Annotated in this window: 10 protein-coding genes; 5 read left to right on the top strand and 5 right to left on the bottom strand. The window is 71.8% G+C overall.

Going from position 1 to position 18649, the window contains the following annotated elements:
- Positions 1 to 213: 213 nt before the first annotated feature.
- Positions 214 to 642, bottom strand: coding sequence for a glutaredoxin domain-containing protein (locus ACIQ9P_RS32065; RefSeq protein WP_402364079.1), 429 nt, complete (start codon positions 640 to 642; stop codon positions 214 to 216).
- 850 nt (positions 643 to 1492) lie between these two features.
- Positions 1493 to 1645: a hypothetical protein gene (locus ACIQ9P_RS32060; protein ID WP_402364076.1), complete on the bottom strand. Its 153-nt coding sequence runs from the start codon at positions 1643 to 1645 to the stop codon at positions 1493 to 1495.
- 105 nt (positions 1646 to 1750) lie between these two features.
- Between ACIQ9P_RS32060 and ACIQ9P_RS32055 the strand changes: the two genes are divergently transcribed.
- The 3 genes from ACIQ9P_RS32055 (at position 1751) to ACIQ9P_RS32045 (ending at position 3622) form a co-directional block, all read left to right on the top strand.
- Positions 1751 to 2113 carry a hypothetical protein gene (locus tag ACIQ9P_RS32055; RefSeq protein WP_402364073.1) on the top strand — a complete coding sequence of 121 codons (363 nt, stop codon included), beginning with the start codon at positions 1751 to 1753 and terminating at the stop codon, positions 2111 to 2113.
- Complete coding sequence (locus ACIQ9P_RS32050; protein WP_402364071.1) at positions 2110 to 2727, top strand: hypothetical protein; 618 nt, start codon at positions 2110 to 2112, stop codon at positions 2725 to 2727. Before ACIQ9P_RS32055 ends, ACIQ9P_RS32050 begins: the two co-directional genes overlap by 4 nt.
- A 334-nt stretch (positions 2728 to 3061) precedes the next feature.
- Positions 3062 to 3622: a hypothetical protein gene (locus ACIQ9P_RS32045; protein ID WP_402364068.1), complete on the top strand. Its 561-nt coding sequence runs from the start codon at positions 3062 to 3064 to the stop codon at positions 3620 to 3622.
- Between the two features lie 382 nt (positions 3623 to 4004).
- Here the strand turns inward: ACIQ9P_RS32045 and ACIQ9P_RS32040 are convergent, their stop codons facing one another.
- Complete coding sequence (locus ACIQ9P_RS32040; RefSeq protein WP_402364065.1) at positions 4005 to 4274, bottom strand: hypothetical protein; 270 nt, start codon at positions 4272 to 4274, stop codon at positions 4005 to 4007.
- Positions 4275 to 4973: 699 nt separating this feature from the next.
- Here ACIQ9P_RS32040 and ACIQ9P_RS32035 point away from each other — a divergent pair.
- Positions 4974 to 5813, top strand: coding sequence for a hypothetical protein (locus ACIQ9P_RS32035; RefSeq protein ID WP_402364062.1), 840 nt, complete (start codon positions 4974 to 4976; stop codon positions 5811 to 5813).
- Positions 5814 to 6051: 238 nt separating this feature from the next.
- Here ACIQ9P_RS32035 and ACIQ9P_RS32030 read toward each other — a convergent pair whose 3' ends face one another.
- The gene (locus tag ACIQ9P_RS32030) at positions 6052 to 12402 is read right to left on the bottom strand and encodes an RHS repeat-associated core domain-containing protein (RefSeq protein WP_402364059.1); all 6351 of its coding nucleotides are present in this window, start codon (positions 12400 to 12402) and stop codon (positions 6052 to 6054) included.
- 723 nt (positions 12403 to 13125) lie between these two features.
- Here ACIQ9P_RS32030 and ACIQ9P_RS32025 point away from each other — a divergent pair.
- A complete protein-coding gene (locus ACIQ9P_RS32025; RefSeq protein ID WP_402364056.1) occupies positions 13126 to 17847 on the top strand; it encodes an FG-GAP-like repeat-containing protein in 4722 nt (1573 codons plus the stop codon).
- A gap of 127 nt (positions 17848 to 17974) precedes the next feature.
- On the opposite strand, the gene ACIQ9P_RS32020 is transcribed toward ACIQ9P_RS32025, so the two are convergent.
- The gene (locus ACIQ9P_RS32020) at positions 17975 to 18631 is read right to left on the bottom strand and encodes a TetR/AcrR family transcriptional regulator (protein ID WP_402364053.1); all 657 of its coding nucleotides are present in this window, start codon (positions 18629 to 18631) and stop codon (positions 17975 to 17977) included.
- Between the last annotated feature and the right edge of the window lie 18 nt (positions 18632 to 18649).

The following is an 18649-nucleotide window of genomic DNA, read 5'->3' as shown; positions in this document are numbered from 1 at the left end:
CTCGCCCGCCAGGCCCGGCGCACCCGCGGCCGGACCTCCCTCGTCCGCTCGCCCCGCCTCGCGCCACGCCTGATCGAGGCCGCCGCACGCGCCTGACACACCGTCCCTCCACCCGGGGCACCAGCCGTGGCGCCTCCGCCGGAGTGGAACGGCACAGCTCCTCCGCCGGTGCACGACCGGCGCTGCTGGAGCGGGCACCACTTGTGCCGCGGATCAGGAGAGCTGTCCACGCACCCATTCGACGTCAGGATTGGTGTACGGCCGACCTGCCACGACAACGGTCGGTACGGTCTCGTTGCCGTCGTTGGCCGCTCTCACGGCCGCGGCCGCCGCCGGGTCGCGCCAGATGTCGACCCAGTGCAGCCGACGGGCGCCGCGGCCCAGCCCGATCCGCAACCGGATGCAGTACTTGCAGCCCGGCCGCCAGAACACGACCGGCCGGCCGTCGACCGCGCTGCGCCGCTGTGCCTCCTCCGCACCGACCGACCCCGGGAAGATCAGAGGCGAGTTCACGACGGCGAGCGGGAGGAACACCGCCAGGAGTGCCACGGCCATGGCGGGGTTCCCGGAGCGGACCAGCCCGATCGCGACGGTCGAGCCGCAGAACATCAACAGCAACGGAAGGATCCAGACGCGCATCATGGTGACGCACGCTAGCAAGGAGCAGGAGGACCCGCCGTAACCGCCCCGGGACCGGAACCCGCGGGCCACTCGCGGCTCGGGCCCACCCCGCCCCGGAGAGCCGAACCCGCACCGAGCGACCGCACCACCATTGAGCGGGGAGACCGCCACGGCCGAGGTGACGTGGACCGGGCTTCTCGGTGAGGGAGTCGATCGACTCCATCGTGGGGCCGAATATCGCGGACCCCGGATATCTCACGAAGTCGAGACCGTTGCTCCGGGAGAAGAAGTTGACGAGCGACAGCAGCGCGTCAGGCGGGTCCCGGTAGTTCAGGATCACCTTGGGACTACCGGAGTTCAGCCACTCCGCGAGGAAGGTGTTGTCCGCGCGCCAGACGTCCATGGAATGGAAGATCCAGCTCATCCCGGCGGGCGTCTCGGAGAACGGCGACGTCCGGATTTCGGGCTTGAACCTGAGGTTCAGCACCGAGCCCGGGGCGACAGCCTCCACGTGCGCCAGCGGCGCCACGGCCAGCCTCACCTGCCAGGCCCACGCGAGCTGGTGCCACAGCTGGTCGGTCCTGCCGAGGAACCCCGCCCGGTCCCGCCGGTGGTCCAGGCCCGCCAGCTCGTCGGGATCGAGGTACCGCTCCGCCATCTCCTGCCGCTCGGTGATGCTGAAGGCGGGGCGGCCCTCGGCCGGCGGTACCGGCTCTCCGTAGACCCGGAAGCCCAGTTGCACCATGAGTTCCTGAATCAGGTGCGTTCCGCTGTTGCGCGGAGATATGACGAGTACGCGTTCGGTGGCCATGTCTGCCTTTCCCAGGAGGGCGCGGCCCGCCGATGTGGCGGGCCGCTCCTTCGAACCGAATCAGCGGGCGCCGCAGGACGTGGACGCCCCGCGATAACAGCGCGAGATGCTGCAGGTCTCCTTGCAGGACAGCCAGTTGCTGAAGGATCCCTCGAACGAGTGGATGTCCGCATTCACGGCGATCCGCACGTCCAGGTCGAACTCGTCGGACACATCAAGATCGGCAGAACGAGCGCCCACTTGCCGGGTGCCGCCCGGGCCGACGTCGGCGTCAAGATTTCCTTGACAGGAAGATCACGTCAAGGAATCCTTGACGTTGTGAACGCCTCTCAGGACATCCCCGCCGCGGCCTCCCCCGCCAGTGCCACCTCCCCCGCCTTCGCCCCCGTGCTGGGGCTCCTCGCTCTCGCGACCAGCCTGGTCGCCGTCGCCCTGACGCTCGCCGACGACCTCGGGGCGGGCGCCACCACCGCGCTCATCGCCGCGGACGTCGTGCTCATCGCCGCGATGGGGGCCCTGCTCGCCGCGCAACGGCCACAGTCCACGCCCGGCGTTCCCCTGAACGGCCTGGGCGCTCAGGATGCCCGGGAGAACGCGGCGCGACGCCGGCGGGACGACGAACTGCTCGACGCCCTGGAGCCCTTGGACCCCGCCGGCCGCGCTCGGGACGACCAGCGATGAGCAACGCCGAACTCCTCAGCCAGCAGGAGATCACCGCCATCCGCGAGGAGATCGCGGCCGCCGTGCTCCGCACCCCCGAGGGACTCGCCGAATCCCTGGAGCGCGACCCGGAGAGCTTCCTGCGCCTGGTGGCCGCGGCCCGCGTCGGCGCCGAGGAGTCCAGCCGCCTCCTGCGCGAGGCCATCCAGGGGGCCAGGGCCGCGGGCCACAGCTGGGACAGCGTCGGAGGCGTCCTCGGCGTGAGTCGGCAGGCCGCCCAGCAGCGGTTCGCCGTCAAGGCCCCGGCCGTGACGGCGGACTCCGCCGAGGACGGGGCGGACGGGACCGCCGCCGCCGACGACGCACCGGCACGCCGGACCATCACGCCCGTCACCGCCTTCAACGAGATGGCCGAACTCGACACCGCCGGGCGGGACGGCTGGCACCTCGTCGACTACGGAACCCTGTTCCTCGTCGTGGAAGCCTCCGACCGGACCTGGGAGCACCGACGCGCCTTCGTCGGCCAGCGCCGCCGGGTGCACGCGGACGGGTGGACAGAGGTGGGTTCCGGCTCCTTCCCCTGGCGCTACTACAAGCGCCCCGCAGACCGGCCGGACACCCCCGGCACGCCCTGAAGCAGGAACCCGGCCCGGCCCCGACAGCGCCGGTCGCGGTCAGGGGTCCGGCCAAGGTGGGCCCAAGGCGCAGTGGGACGGCGCCGGTACGTCGGCAGTGCGGTTCGGTGCGGGGTTGGCGAGCATGTCGCGGGGCGGCCGACACCGTTCCCGGCCCGGCAGAGAACGGGGGTGACCCGCGTCGAGGACGAAGTGCCGTACCAGACCGTCTACTCGGGGCCTCCGTACCGACCGGGAAGGACGTATTCCCCGGGCCCGTGGTCGGGCCGCAGACTCGGACCGGCCGGATCCGGAGTCGTGTGTCGGCCGCCCGCACCGAACGGAGGAGTGTCCGATGAGAACGATCCGAGCTCTGGTCCTGACCGTACTCGCCGCACTTGCGGCTCTCGGCCCGTGGACGACCGGGCCGGCGTCGGCGAACACCACAGGTCTCGACGGCACCTGGTCCTGCACCGTGCCCGCCGGCTACGTGCACGACGCCATCGCCTCGGGCTGCGGTGGCAGCGGCGTGACGTTCCGCCTGCTGACACCCGCCACCGGGCGGTGGAGCTGCGCCGTCCCGGACGCCTGGACGTACGACGCGCTCGACTCGTCCCTCGGGGGCAAGCCCTACGGACCGTGCCAGCTGGGCGCCTCCAAGGGCAGCGCCACCAGGCTGCTCGCCCCCGTCGACGGCGCGTGGGTGTGCGCTCCGCCCAAGGCGGGCGTCTGGACCTACGACCGCATCTCCACCACCCCGGTACTGAGCGGGTGCAGCGCCTACGGCGGCAACTACCACCTGCGCACGCCGGCCACCGGCCTGTGGGCCTGCACGATACCGGCGGGCTTCACCTCCTCCTCGACGACCGCGTCCACCGACTGCCGCGGCTACAGCCACCTGCTGCGCCGCCTCTGACCGAACGCCCCAACGGCACCGGTCGGACCGTCAACGGCTGCGAATCCTCGCACACCGCGCGAAACAACGGCCGTGTCCGATGGCAGAGTCCGATGGCTGCGGGCGGCCGGGCGCGACCCGGCCGCCTGCAGCCCTGCGCCCGCCACGGCAGCACGTGCGGCTGGGGATCGAGGACCTTCCATCGCTCCCACCCGGAGGGCGGCGGCCCGCGTCCCCTGCGGGAACCGGCCGCCGCAGGGGACGACGACGGACCCGACGAGCAGGCGAACCCGCTGCGTCCGTTCCCGACCCGCCCGGTGCGCATCGGCCGCGCCATCGCGCGGAACGACGTGGCGCAGCACGCGGCCGAGGCCGGAACGGATGACAACCCCGGTCCGTGATCTCAGGGTTTGGCGGCTTCCTCGCACGCCGAATAGTGGTCGAAGGTCCTGGCCGTGTCCTCGTCGTCGAACTCGTCGACACACAGAGCGACGTCTTCCTTGGCGGCTGCGCAGGCGTCCTTGGCGACCTGGGTGTTGACGCCCGCGAGCACGGCCCGTCCGACGCACTCCGCGACGGTGCGGGTGGTGGCGTGCGCGGGCGCGGCAAGCGCCAGGGCAGGGGTGAGGGCGGTGGCCGCGACAACGGCCAGTGAGGTGAGAAGTCGGCGCACGGGAGTTCCCTCCGATTCGGGGAGCCGCTGGGACCGGCGGCCCGCCAGGACATGTCCGGACACTCCGGTGGGCCGCTGCGGACCCGAGGCATCCGTGTACACACCTACCGCCCCGGAACCGACTCCTGACCACGAAACCGCAACCCGCGACGACTCGTTCCCCCGAACGGCCCACACCACCACTGCGAACCCGCCGGGAGCGGATGGTGGTGACGACGACGGCGGTGCCGGGCGCGGTTGAGGCAGCCCATCCAGGCGAACGGATGGCTGGCCGGACGGGTCCTGCCGACGACACCGAACCCCGCAGCGGTGGAGACGGTCACCCGGCGCGATGAGGCGCAGAAGTGGCGGCAGCAGCCACAGCTTGAGCGAACCGCAGCCGTGGATCGGGAAGGGAGTGCCGCCGGGGCCAGGACGTGGTCGAGGATGCCGGTCAGGGCCCGCGCGGAATCGTCACGGCAGGGTAGCCGCTCTTTCGCGGACCGGCCGCCCTACGCTCCGCGGGAGGGGACGGCGGGACAGTGCTTCCCTCACCCTGGACGCGGCTGTCAGTGCGGCAGGCTGCTCGTGCGGCGGCGCGCCCGGATTGTTGACCGGTGGAGGCTGTGACGGGACGATTCGCCTGAGCGTGCGAACGCACGCAGGTTGGGGGGACCGTCCGTGGCCATGCCAGTAGCACCAACAGCGGGAGTCTGGCGAGTGGTTCCGGGGAAGAAGGAAGGGATCTCCGGAGCCGAGTTCCTGCACGATGCGGTGAACCACGTCGACTTCACCCACCCGGGCGGACCCGCCACTCACCGCGAGTACAAGGTCGACGGGCAGTGGACCAGCAGTAGAACGGCACGGGCGACGATGGCGGCCCCGGCGCTGGCGGCCGTTCGGGCGCACGTCACCGGCAACATCGTCAGCACTCTGGTCAAGGAAGCATGCCTGCTGGACGCGGTCGTTGACGCGGTCGTCGAGCGTGTGACGCCGAACTGGACGTGGTGTCCGGCCCCGGATGTACACCAGACCTTCCACGTGCGCACCGCGTTCGGGGCGGTCACTCCGGAACTGTGCGACCTCGCCGTCCACCTGATCGCGCTGCGCAGCGCGGCCGAGGCCCGGCTGCGTCAGATGACGAAGCTGAACGTCCCCGAGGTCACGCTCATCACCAACGCCAACCTGGCGACGAAGAAGACCACGGTTTTCAGGATCTCCTGGAATCTCGTGCTCGCCGCGGGACGCGGCGCCTGCATCGATGCCCTCAAGAAGCAGCCGACGCGTACGCCGATGATCAGTGGACCGCCGTCGCGTGATCCCGCCAACGGCGAGATGAACGCGATCGTCGGCGCCAAGATGCTCGCCGCCGACACCGGGCTCAGTCGGCTCGACGCAGCCGGGCTGATCGACCTGCCGGGCCAGAGCGGCAAGACGTTCAAAGCCTCGGTGGGCAAAAGCACGTTCTTGGACAAGCCGGGCGATCTGCACAAGGCGTACAACCACCTGCGCTTCCTGCTCTACGTCGAGTGGCGGGCCGTCGACGAGCTCATGCAGTAGAAGGCCCGGCACGGCCCCGCTGAAGCCAACCTGGCAGTCACCCGTGCGAGTGCTCCCAGGACAGCGGAGCGGCCCTCGCGTGATCCTGAACTCGAAACCGAGATCGAGGACTTGACGCGAAGGCCGCGCTGGTGATTGTGGTGGATCAGGACCGGGGTCCCCGAACGCGTTGGTCAGGACGCGAGTTGCGGGGGCGTGCCGCGTCGGGCACGCCCCCGCAACGACGGACTGTCGGGGCTCAGGGTCCCGGACGGTGCGGGGTCGACCAGGAGTCGTTCGGGACCTTCCACTTGAGGTCACGTCCGTCGACCCCGGGGATCCACTTCGTCCACCCCTGGGTAGCTATGACGCCGAGACCGGATGCCTTGTCGGTCCCGATCGTCCGGGGTGGCTGGCTCGCCCGGTACTGGATGGCCTCCACGTGCGGGAAGTCGTCGCCCTTGATTTTCACGGAGATGCCTTCGTCGAAGCCGCAATTGTTCTTCGGTACGCTCAGCTCGACCCTGTAGTCGATCGACGCCCACTTGAGAACCGGCTTGTTCGCGATGGAGCCGATCAGCCCCTTGATGGTGGCTTTGAAGCCGTCGCCGGTCGAGGTCGGTGTCACGTCCGTCAGGTCGTTGCCGTCGCCCCGCGGGTGCGCCGCCCACTCCTTCTGAACGATGACCGGACCGCTGCTGGGAGCCCCCACCGCGGTCGAGTGGGTCGGGGCCGCGTCCATGACCACCTCGCCGGTGTCGGTGTCCCATGCCAGCACGATGCGGTAAGGGGCGTCTCCGTCGGTGCTGAACCCCCTGCCGTCCCCCTCCATGAAAGGGGCCGGGCTCTTGGCCGCGATGAAGAAGCGCACGACGATGATGCCGTTGCCCGGACGGATCGGGCCCTTGGCCGGGATCTTCGTGTGGCCGGACTGCTGGGGCTCGGTGAAGAGCTTCTTGACCTCCGCGTAGTCCTGGTCGATCATCAGCAGGCCGATGGCCAGCGCGATCCCCCCGATCCCCCCGATCCCCGGAATGAACCCACCGCCCGCCATCAGGCCCGTCGGGTCGGACGCGCTCGCCGGGGCGTTGTTCGCGTAGGCGTAGCCGTTCATCTGCTGGGGGTCGCTCAGGTCCATGACGGGGTCGACGCTGATGAAGCGGCCGAGCGCCGGATCGTACTCGCGGGCCCCGATGTGGGTGAGCCCGGTGCCGTCCTGCGGTTTGCCGAGGAAGCCCTTGTCGTCGGGCCAGTTGCCGGCGGCTGCGCCCTGCGGGGGCTGGGCGCCGCGGGGCGCCCCGAACGGTGTCTGCTTGCGCCGGGTGACCTGCTGGCCCGCGCCGTCGATGCTCGTCGTCGCCGTGCCGTGCTGGTCCGCGGTCTGGAAGGTGACGACGGTGCCGCCGGTCGCGGTGGCGGTGCGGACGGCGACCACGACGCCGTCGTGGCTGTAGCTGCGGGTCCCGAGGACCTTGACCGACACCTTGTCCCAGGTCAGCTCGGTCTCGCCCAGGTAGAGGGTGACCAGGCCGGCGTCCTTGCGGAGCAGGCGGTTGCCGTCGGCGTCGTACACGTAGGTCGAGCCGCCGCTGCCGCCCGTGGGGCCGTTCGCGGTCAGGTGCCCCTGGTCGTTCCAGGTGAGCGTCTGGTCGAACGCACCGCCCGATCCGGTGGCCGCCCGGCGCCGGAGGTTGCCCGTGGTGTCGTAGGCGTAGGTCTCGGTCCTGGTACCGCCGGGGCCGGTCTCGCTCACCCCGGTGGTGCGGTGGCCGGTGTTGCTGTAGCTGCGCACGGTGGCGGCGGCGCCCGCCGGTCCGTGCCGGGTCTCGGTACTGCGGTTGCCGGCGGCGTCGTACGCGTAGCTGGTCCAGTACGCGTCCGGGCCGCCGACGTTCGCGGCCGGGCCGGTGGTCGTCGGCGGCGCGGCGCACTGGTCGGTCGCCGTCCACGCCTCCGTCGTGCGGCGCAGGGCGTCGTAGGCGAAGCACTGGGTGTCGGTCTGCGCGGCGCCCGCGCCGGCCTTCTGCTGTTCGCCGATCGCGGTGACGTTGCCCGCGGCATCGTAGGTGTAGTGGGTGTCGGTGAGGTCGACCGGAGCGGTGTCGCGCTTGACGCTGACGTCGGTCAGCCGACCGGTGTGCAGGTCGTGGCCCAGGCGCTGGTAGACGCGCTTCCCGGTGATCGAGGAGTCGATGCCGTTGATCCGGCCGTAGTTGTCGTACGTCGTGTTCTGCACGTACGGCACCAGGCCGGCGGTGGTCAGCGGCAGGCCGAGGAGGTTGTCGTAGGTGTGCCCGACGGTCTCCGCGCCGAAGCCGCCGGCGGCCGGGAGGTCGGTGCCTTCGAGCTTGCCGGTCTGCTGGTTGTAGGAGTACTTCCAGCTGTAGGTGCCGGCCAGTTTCTGTTCGGCCGCGGGGACGGTGACCGTGCGGCCGGTCGGTTGCCCGCGGTCGTCGTACCCGGTGACCGCGGTGGTGTACGCCTGGCCGTTGTCGAAGCTGGTGGACGAGGTCGGCAGTCCCTTGGCGACGGTGTCGAACACCCAACTGGACCGCAGGACGCCGTCGTTGCGGACGGCGGTGGTCCGCCCCAGAGGGTCGTACTCGGTGGTCAGGGTGTCACCGCGCGCGTCGGTCGCGGTGACCGGGCGGTCGAGGGCGTCGTAGGTGAGGGTCAGCGCGCCCTTGTCGGGGTCGACGGTCGTGGTCTTCCGTCCCCGGACGTCGTAGGCGTACGTCCACACGCTGCCGCCGGGGGCGGTCACCTTGGTGAGCAGGCCGCGGTCGCCGTACTCGTAGGCGGTCGCCGCCCAGGCCGTCCGGGCGGGGTCGGTGTACTCCCGCAGTTCCGTGGTGTTGCCGCGGACGTCCGTCAGCTTCGTCGTGGCGGTGCCGCCGTCCGGGGGCAGGACCGTGGTGCGGTCGCCGCCGTAGAGGGTGGTGGTGCGGCTCTTCTCCTGGTTGAGGTACTTGGAGACGACCGCGGTCGGGCGGCCCACCCCGTCGTACTCGGTGACCTGCTGGTCCACCACCCCGTACGGGTCGCCGGAGACGAGTTTCGGTTCCGGCGCACCGGTCGTGAAGTACGGCTTGAACTCGATCGGTGTCCAGCCGTGCGTGTCGTAGAACTTCTCCGTGATCAGCCGGCCCCCGGGGGTGGGTTCCTGGGTCTGGCGCTCCCGGAGCAGTGAGTCGTAGACCGTGTGGCCGGTCCGGTAGGCCCCGTTCGGCAGGAGGCTCTTCGAGGTGATCACCGCCGGGCCGGTGCGGGTGATGTCGTAGGTGTACTGGACGCTGGGGTAGGACTGGTGCTCGGCCTTGCTCCAGCCCGCGGCCCATCCCCTGACCAGGCGGCCCAGGGCGTCGTAGACCCGGTCGGTGCGCTTGCCGTTGGGATCCACGGTCGCGGTGGTGAGGCCGCGGCGCGGGTCGAACTCGCTGGTGACGGTGTGGCCGAGGGGGTTGGTGACCACGCTGCTCGCCGCGGCTTCGCCCTGCGCGGGTGTGTAGACGGTGCTGGTGGTGGAGCCGGCGGCGTTGGCCATGGACGTCGCGCGGCCGTAGAGGTCGTATCCGACGGTCGTGACCGGGGCGTAGCCGGATCCGTCGCCCTTGATCTGCTCGGTCGCGGTGAGGAGCCCTCGGGTGGGTGCCGTGCCCGGGGTGCCGCCGTCGTAGGCGCTGCGGTTGTCGGCGACCACGTCGCGCGGCCGGACCGGGGTGTTGGCGCACCCGGTGGCGACGGTTTCGACGCGGGAGGGGAGGTCGAGCAGGTTGGCCGCGGTGTTGCGGGCGTACTCGGTGCGGGTGCAGCGGTCGTCGGTGGGGACGGCGAGGTCGCCGGCGTCGTCGACCGCGGTGACCATCCCGTAGGCGCCGTAGGTCGTGGTGGTCGCGTTGCGGCGCCAGGTGCCGCCGTCGACGAGGACGCGGGTGGCGGTGCGGGCGGTGCCGGAGTAGCGGGCGACGAGGTCGGGGAGGCCGGGTCGGGTGCGGGTGGCGGTGGGGTCGGACTGCCAGGGGGTGTTGGTGGTGGCGCTGACGAGGGGGCCGCCGTCACCGAGGTAGCTGCGGGTCTCGCGGGCCATGCCCTGGAAGGCGGTGTCGTCGTCGACGGTGTTGCCCTCGGAGTCGGCGACCTTGGCGCCGGGGATGCCGCGCAGGTAGAGGGTCTCGGCGAGGGTGCGTCGGTCGTTGCCGGCGCCGGTGCGGGTCTGGACGGTGGCGTAGCCGCGGTACTCGGACCAGGTGCGGTGTTCGGGTTTGGTGAGTTCGTCGGTGGACTTCGCCCAGGCGGGTCCGCCGAGGTAGGCGTAGTCGGTGACCTTCGCCGGGGAGCCGCCGGTGTTGTCCTCCTCGCGGACCTGGGTGACCACGTACTTGTGGAACCAGTCGAGGGTCGGCCTGGTGTCGGAGGGTTTCTGCCAGAACACCGGGTAGCAGCGGCGGTTGTTCGTCTCGGGCGCCGGGAGGTCGCTGGTGGTGCAGTCCTTCCCGGAGTAGACGGCGGCGACGGTGGCGCCGGTCTCGGTGGTGATGCTGTTGACGCGGCGGCGCAGGAAGGGGGGTGCGCCGTCGCCGGTGCCGTCGACGCGGTTGGCGAGCTGGATGCCGTTGAAGGAGACCGGGGGGAGGGTGATCGGGCCGCCGGTGCCGGCGGTGCCGGTGCGGGTGATGGCCTCCAGCCAGAGCGGGAACTCCTTGGCGGTGTCCCCGGTGGGCGGGAAGGTCTGGGTGAGGGTCCAGGTGTCGACGTCCTTGTAGCCGCCGCCCACCAGGACCTTGGTGGTGATGCCGGTGAGGCGCTTGCGGGTCCAGAAGGAGGGCGAGAACTGGCCCTTGCACTCCTTGCCGTCGGCGCAGTCGAGGTCGAAGGGGACGTCGGGCCACCAGCGGGTGGTGTCCCTGGACGGGTCGGGGTCGGTCTTCAACTCCCCCGGGGCGCAGGTGATCCTGGCCGCGGTGTCGGGTACGCAGCGTTCGGAGACGGTGAAGTCGACCCGGGCGGCGGGGGTGGCGTAGACGGCGTCGGCGCGCAGGCCGTACTCCATGCGCAGCGGGTGGCCGCCGCGGACGTAGGAGGTGGCGGTGGAGGCGCCGGTGGTGAGGTTGCCGTTGCGGCCGTAGTTGTTGGTCTCCTTGGCGTAGTAGACGGTCATGGCGTTGCCGCGCGGGTCGATGACGTGGTCGAGGTTCCACCGCCAGCCCTGCTGGCACCAGGAGGCGGCGTGGTTGCCGGGTTTGTTGCAGTCCTCGCCGGGGTTGTTGCCGAAGACGGGAACGGTCCAGGCCGAGTTGGTCTCGTCCTTGCCGGCGCTCCAGCCGGGCAGTCGGTTGAGGCCGAAGAAGTACTGCACGCCCTTGGCGTCGGTGACCTTCCAGTACTCGCCGTCGTTGTCGCCGTTCACGGCGCCGGTGAGCCTCTCCACCTTCGCGGCGGTGTCGTTGACGGGGTGCCAGTTGCCGTCGGCGGCGCGGACGAGTTCGGCGGTGGTGCCGTTGAGGGAGAGGGTGGCGTTGTCGGTGTACCAGCAGAGGTCGCCGCTCCTGGTGGTGTTGGTGGCGGTGCCGCCCATGTCGTCGGAGCAGGTGCGGTAGCGGCGTTCGACGAAGTTCTCGGCGAACGACCAGCCGTCGCCGACCCAGTTGGACTGGTTGTTGCTGACCGAGGTGCGGCCGTCGAGGGCCTGTGAGGAGTAGGACAGCGCGAGGTCGGGTCGCGGGCCGCCGAACACCTCGGGTGTGGGGACGGGGTACGTCCAGGCGAACCCGCCCGCCGAACTGCCGCCGGTCCACGCGCCCGAGGGGGCGAGGCCGGTGGCCTTGAAGTCGCCGCTCGCGCCCGCGGCCTGCGGCTCCGCCGCCAGAACCGTCGGCGCGGCGGCTCGGAGGGGCTGCGTTTCGGACGGGGCCGCTTCGGGGGACCGGGTCGCGGGCGCGTCGGTGCGCGCGTCGGTCTGCGTTTCGGGCTGCGTTTCGGTTCGGGTGCCGGGCAGGTGCGCGGTGACGGTCGTGGCCCCGGCGTCGTTGACCGAGGCGAGGTCGGTGCGGACCTGGCAGGCGGGGACCTCGGGGGTGGTCAGCACGCAGGCGGGGAGCCGCACCAGTCGCAGCCGGGAACCCCAGCCCGCGCCGCCCGCACCGGCGATCGACCGGTAGTCGATCCGCACCGAGAGCGGGCTACCGCCGAGCGCGCCCGTGTCCACGGTGAGGAGCAGTCCGTTGACGCCGGCGGCGCGGGCCTTCCCCGCGTCCAGCACCTTCACCCGCGCCGAGGGGGTCGTCCGCCGTTCGGTGGTGCTGTCGGGTGCGCCCGGCCCGGCGTCGAGCGAGAGTTGCACGGGCAGTCGGCCGGCCGCCGCGAAGCCGCCCGGGCCGGTGGGGCCGCCCGTGAGGTCGACCGTGGCCTCCGCCTCCTGGGGCCAGGCGACGGCGGGCGGTGGTGTCACGGTCTCGGTGTCGACCGGCAAGGGCTTCGGCACGACCGGCCGCACCCGGGCCGGAGCCGCGGCGGGGCCGACCGCGCCAGGCGGTGACGACTTCGCGGCGAACGCCGCGGTCGGACCGAGCAGCCCCGTGAGCAGCAGCCCGGCCAGCCCGGACGCGGTCACCAGTCGCAGGGGGCCTCTTCCCCTGCGGGGTAACGGCATTGGAGTGCGGTCGTCCCTGAACGTGAATGCCACGGCGATTCCCCCGTCCCGGTCATGCCCCGCCCCCGCATGACACATCGCTGTGGGACCGTGCGAACGGAGCACTCGAAGATCAGCAATGCACCGTCAATTCTCGCCGGGTGCGGCGCTGCGTCAATCGGGCGTCACCGAAGGGGTGTTGGGCGGACCAAGCGAGGATGTGACCCGCATCACGTCGCGAGGCACCGTTTTGTTGATGTCTGTGACATGACACCCGGAGCGGCACGAACGGCGCGTTATGCAGCACTTACGTGCGGACGAATCGGGGGCGAAGGGTGCATCCGGCCCGCCCGCCGACCGATGCCGGATCCGGAGGCCGTCCGACCGCTCCCGACATGTGACCCTCGTCACACCACGGTCCCGGGCCGGTGCGCGCTAGTCTCCGAACTCCCGCAGCGCCCAAGGCTCTTCACGCAGTCGCGCGCGGGGACCGGGGCGCTCATGGCCCGGACCCTGGAGGTCGCCTTGACCGCCCGTACCCCGCGCAAGGAGCGAATGCGGCACCGGTGGAGGCCGGTCGCCCTGGCCGTCGCAGCCGCCGTGGTGACAGCCGTTCCCGTCCACTCACCGACGGCCGCCGCCGCGCCGGCACCGGTCGCACCCGCGCCTGCGGCGACCGTTGCCGGTGTCCCGAACAGCCCGGAGGTGAGGGCCACCCGCGCCGAGGCTTCGGCGGAGGCCCGGCGCGCCGGCCACCGGATCGAGGTCGGTTCGGCCCGGACCGAGTACACCCAGGTGTTCGCGAACCCCTCGGGCACCTTCACCGTCGAACAGGCTTTCCAACCGCAGCGGGTGAAGGTCGACGGCAAGTGGGCCGCGATCGACCCGACGCTCCGCTTCGCCCCCGACGGAAGCGTCCGGCCCGTTGCCACACCGCTCGGGATGAGCTTCTCGGGCGGCAGACCCGGACAGGCGCTCGCCGAGTTGAACCGGGCCGGGCGCGGCCTGGCGTTCTCCTGGGACGTCCCGCTCCCGGTGCCGACCCTCGCGGGCCCGGTGGCGACGTACGCGAACGTGCTCCCCGACGTCGACCTGGTCGTCACCGCGCACGCCGAGGAGTTCTCCGAGGTCCTGGTCGTCAGGACCCCGCAGGCGGCCCGGAACCCGAAGCTCGCGCAGCTGACGTTCACCACCAGGGGCACCGGCGTCACCGTGCGCACCGAGGCCGACGGCACGCTGCGGGCCGCCGACTCCGCCGGCAAGGAGTTCTTCACCGGGTCCCGACCGCTGATGTGGGACTCCGGGGCGGAAAACGGGGCGAACGCCGGGGCGAAGCACCCGGCCGCACCGGAGGCCGTTCCGGACAGCGCACCGGAGGCCGTACCGGACGGCGCGCCGGAGGCCGGATCCGCAGCCGAGCCGGGTGCCGCGCCCTCGGACGCGCCCCGGGAGACCCACCCGATGACGGCCACGGTCTCCGGCGCGGGCGACGACACCGAGCTCACCATCACCCCCGAGCAGTCGTTGCTCACCGCACCGGACACGGTGTTCCCGGTCGTGATCGACCCGACCTTCCCCGGCCGGCTCCAGAACTGGACGACCGCCTACAAGCCCACACCCAACACCGGGTACTGGAACGGCGCGGGCTTCAACGAGGGCGACGGCAACAGCTGGACGTCCGTCGCCCGGGTCGGCCACGAGACCGACACCAACGGCACCGCCCGCTCGTTCTTCGAACTGGACACCACGAACCTGTGGGATGCCAACATCATCGGATCGACGTTCCGGCTGCGGGCCACCCACAGCTGGTCCTGCACCGCGAAACCGATCACGCTCTACGACACCCCCAAGATCAGCCCGTCGACCAACTGGAACAACTCGGCCGGCTGGTGGGGCTATCCGGTCTCCACCGCGAAGACCGGCGCGGGCGGCGGCGCCAACTGCCCGGGCGGTGACGTGGAGTGGGACACCACCGGCCCGGCCCGGCTCGCCGCCGGGAACCACTGGTACAACTGGTCGCTCGGCCTGCGCGCGAACGACGAGAGCACCGCCTACTCGTGGACGAAGTTCCAGGCCGCCAGCGCCATCCTCTCCACCGAGGCGAACTACCCGCCGGAGACGCCGGACTGGCTGTCCACGGACCCCGGGACCAGCTGCGACGGCTCCGTCGTCCTCGGCGACGCCCCGGCGGTCCGGCTGCGCGCCCGCGGCCAGGACCGCGACGGCGGCACCGTCAAGCTGTACTTCCGGCTCTACCCGACCGGCGGCCCGGCACGGGACGCCGGAATGGTCGCGGTCTCCGCCGGGAACGTCGGAACACTCGACGTGCGGACCCAGGACCTGCCCACCGGCGAGTACACCTGGGACGTGGTGGCGTACGACGACGCGGCGTGGTCCGGGTGGTCCCCGGCATGCCGCTTCACCATCGACCGCTCCAGGCCCTCCAAACCGCCGGTGGTGACCTCCACCGCCTACGGCCCCGACCCGGCGACGACCGGGCCCGCACGCGGCACCGGGCCGTTCTCCTTCACCGCCAACGGCGTGAACGACGTCGCCCGGTACGAGTACTGGACGGAATGGGACCCCGACCACCGGGCGGTCGACGCCCCGTGCGCGGGCTGCGACCGCGGCATCAGCCTCCGGATCCCGAACCCGGGACCGCACACCCTGTCCGTCCGCAGCAAGGACCGGGCGGGCAACTACTCGGACGTCGCGACCTACGACTTCTGGGCCAGGGGCAGCGGCGCGGTCGACGCGCCGGGCGACCTCGACGGCGACGGAAAGGTGGACGTCCTCACCACCGACCCCGACGGCCGGCTCCTGTTCTACCCGGGCACCGGCACCGGCCTCGGCACACCCTCCCGCGCCTCCCAGTACACCGACACCCTCCCCAACAACGCCACCGCCTGGAAGGGCAACCTCGTCACCAGCCGCGGCGACTGGAACAGCGACGGCTACGCCGACGCCCTGGTGCGCCGCACCGACCCGACCACGGGCACGGTGGAGATGTACCTGCACCCCGGCCTCGGCGACGGACGCGTCTGCGTGGACAAGGAGTGCTCCGGCTACCAGCGGATGCCCGTCCGCGACGACGCCGCCCGCGCCCGGATCGCGGCCGCCACGGACCTGCTCGCCATCGACAACGCCACCGGGGACGACACCGGCCTCGGCTCCGGCTACCCGGACCTGCTCGTGCTGTCCGGCGGGGAGCTGTGGCTCTACCAGGGCGACGGCTCGGGCACGCTGGACGCCGCGGGCCGGAGCCCGGTCCTGCTCGGCTCCGGGTGGACCGACACCACCCTCAGCTCGCCCGGTGACCTGACCGGCGACGGCCGGCCGGAGGTCTGGGGGCGCAACGGGACCACCGGAGCGCTCACGCAGTACTCGCTCACCACCGCGGGCAGCGCCCTGGCGCTCGGCCCCGGCACCGCCGTCGGCGGCACCTTCCGGACGGCCGCCCAGCCGCTGCTGGGCAGCGGCGGCGACCTCACCGGCGACGGCAAGCCGGACCTGTGGGCCCGCGGCGCCGACAAGCACATGACCCTGTACCCCGGCACCGGCACCGGCACCGGCGGCGGATTCGGCCCCGCCGTGCCGCTCGCCGACGGCGTCAGCCTGTGGACCGACTGCCGGACCTTCTCCGGCCTGAGCGTCTGCGGACCGATCCTCGACAAGTACCTCGCCCTCGGCGGACCGACCGGGCCGCTGCGCAACCCGGTGACCGGCACCACCGTCACCCCCGACGGGATCGGCCGCTACGTGCACTTCCGGTCGGGCGAGGCCGAGGGCGGCGCCTCGGCCGGTTCCGTCTACTGGTCGCCCGACACCGGCGCCCACTTCGTCAACGGCAACATCCGCGCCAAGTGGGCCGAACTGGGCTGGGAACAGAGCTACCTGGGATACCCCGCCACCGACGAGCTCAACATCGGCGGCCTGAACACCTCGTGGATCTCCACCTTCGCCGGCGCTCCCGGGGCGACGCCCGGCGCGATCACGTTCACCGGCTCGGCGGGCACCCACGAGATGCACGGCGCCATCTACCAGCGCTACCTCGCCCTCGGCGGGCACAACGTCGTCGGGTTCCCCACGACGGACGAGACACCCACCCCGGTCAAGCCCGGGCGCTACAACCACTTCGTCCTGCCCTCCGGCGGCACCGAACCGTACCTGTCGATCTACTGGAGCCAGGACACCGGCGCGCACGAGGTGCACGGCGACATCCGCGCCAAGTGGTCCCAACTCGGCTGGGAGAACAGCTACCTGGGCTTCCCGACCAGCGACGAGTTCACCGTCGCCGCCGGGCGCCGCTCCAGCTTCACCGGCGGCTACATCCGCTGGAACGGCGTCGCCGGCGGCTCGACCGACTACCGCGGCGGGGACGAACGCCCGATGGCCCGCACCAATGTGGCGGGCGACTTCAACGGTGACGGACGCGACGACGTCGCGACCTTCGTCGACTACGGCACCTGCGCCATGGGCATCTGGACGTTCACCACCGGCCCCGACGGCAGGCCCGCGAACCCGGTCGAGCGCAAGAGCTGGCCCAAGGACTGGTGGTGCTACGGCAACGCCAAGTACCTGGCGGGCGACTTCAACGGCGACGGACGCGACGACCTGGCCGCCGTCTACGGTTACGGGGACGGCCGGGTGAAGATCTTCACCTGGATCGCCAGGCCGGACGGGTCCTTCGACGAGCAGTTGGCCCGCGACGTGCCGCCCGGCAACTGGAGCTGGAACGCGATCAAACCAATCACCGGGGACTTCAACGACGACCACCGCGACGACATCGCCTTCCTGTACGACTACGGCAACTGCGACTCCGGCCTGTTCACCCTCTACGGCCAGGCCACCGGCAGTCTCTCCACCGAGCTCGCGAGCTACCGCTCCGGCGCGGGCAACTGGTGCGCGGCGGCGTCCACCCTGCTGGCCGGCGACTTCGACAAGGACGGCCGCACCGACATCGGCGCCATGTACAACTACGGCAACGGCAACGCCCGGCTGTGGACCTTCCGCGCCCGCCCGGACGGCGGGTTCAACGGCGCGTCCGTCGCCTGGAGCGGCGCCCCGAACGACTGGTGGCCCGAGCGCGCGAAGTACGCCACCGGCGACTTCAACGGCGACGGCTACGCCGACATCGGCGCGGTCTACAGCTACCCCGACGGCCGCGTCCGCTTCTTCACCTTCACCACCCGCCCCGACGGCACCGTCAACGGCTTCACCGGCGGCTGGGACATCCCGGCCGGCGCCTGGGACTGGAACGCCCTCACCCTCACCGGAGGCAAGTACGACGGCGACAACCGCGCCGACCTGACGTTCATGTACGACTACGGCGACACCCGCTTCAGCCTCGCCGTCGTCCCCGGCCGCCCCGACGGCACCTTCACCGGCAACCTGCCCGGCTGGGAGACCCCGGCGGGCCTCTGGTAGCCGCCCCCGCACCACCCGAACCACCACCGACCGTCCGGTCGCGCGCAGCCGTACCGCGCGCGACCGGACGGGCGGGCCCCCGTCGTAGACCCGGGATGCGGCGGTCAGCTCCAGCGGTTCCTCACCGTCACTCGGTGTCCGGGAGGGCCAGGAGCCAGCGGTTCAGCAGGAGTTCGATCTCGGCGAGGATCTCCGGGGCACCGTCGGGGTGGTCCCGGAAGGCCGCGTTCAGCAGGTCGGCGGCCGTGTGTACGGCGAGCCGGGTGCGCAGGGCGAAGGCCGGGGTGTCGGCGTAGCCGTAGTCGCGGACCAGGGCCGCCCGGATCAGGTCCGCGACGGCCTGGTCGCTCGCCCGGTCGTACTCGCGCAGGGCGGGCAGCGGCGGGCCGTCGTACCAGAGCCGACGGAAGCCGGGCTGCTCGGCGCGGAAGCGGGAGTGCTCGGACACCAGCCGGCCGATCAGTTCGCGGGGGTCGGCGGGCAGCGGCCCGGCCAGCGTTCGGTCGGCGATCCGCACGATCCGGTCCAGCCAGTCGACGGTGAGCGCCGTCACGATCGCGTGCTTGTCCGGGAAGAAGCGGTAGAGCACGCCGACCGAGACTCCGGCCTCGGCGGCGATCAGTTTCGTCCCCACCTCGTCGTAGGGCCGCTCCTCCAGGAGCCGGGCGGTCGCCGCGAGGATCCGGGACACCTTCTCCCGGCTGCGCTGCTGCTGCGGTGTGCGCAGCGCGCCGGGCAGCACCGTGGCCTCGGCGGACGTGGGCGGCGGACCGGGATCGGACATGGGGCTCCTTCACTGAGG

The sequence above is a fragment of the Kitasatospora sp. NPDC094019 genome, from assembly GCF_044764505.1.
Taxonomy (GTDB): Bacteria; Actinomycetota; Actinomycetes; order Streptomycetales; family Streptomycetaceae; genus Kitasatospora.
Note: the sequence above shows the minus strand (reverse complement) of the source record. Positions and strands in the feature narration are given on the sequence as shown.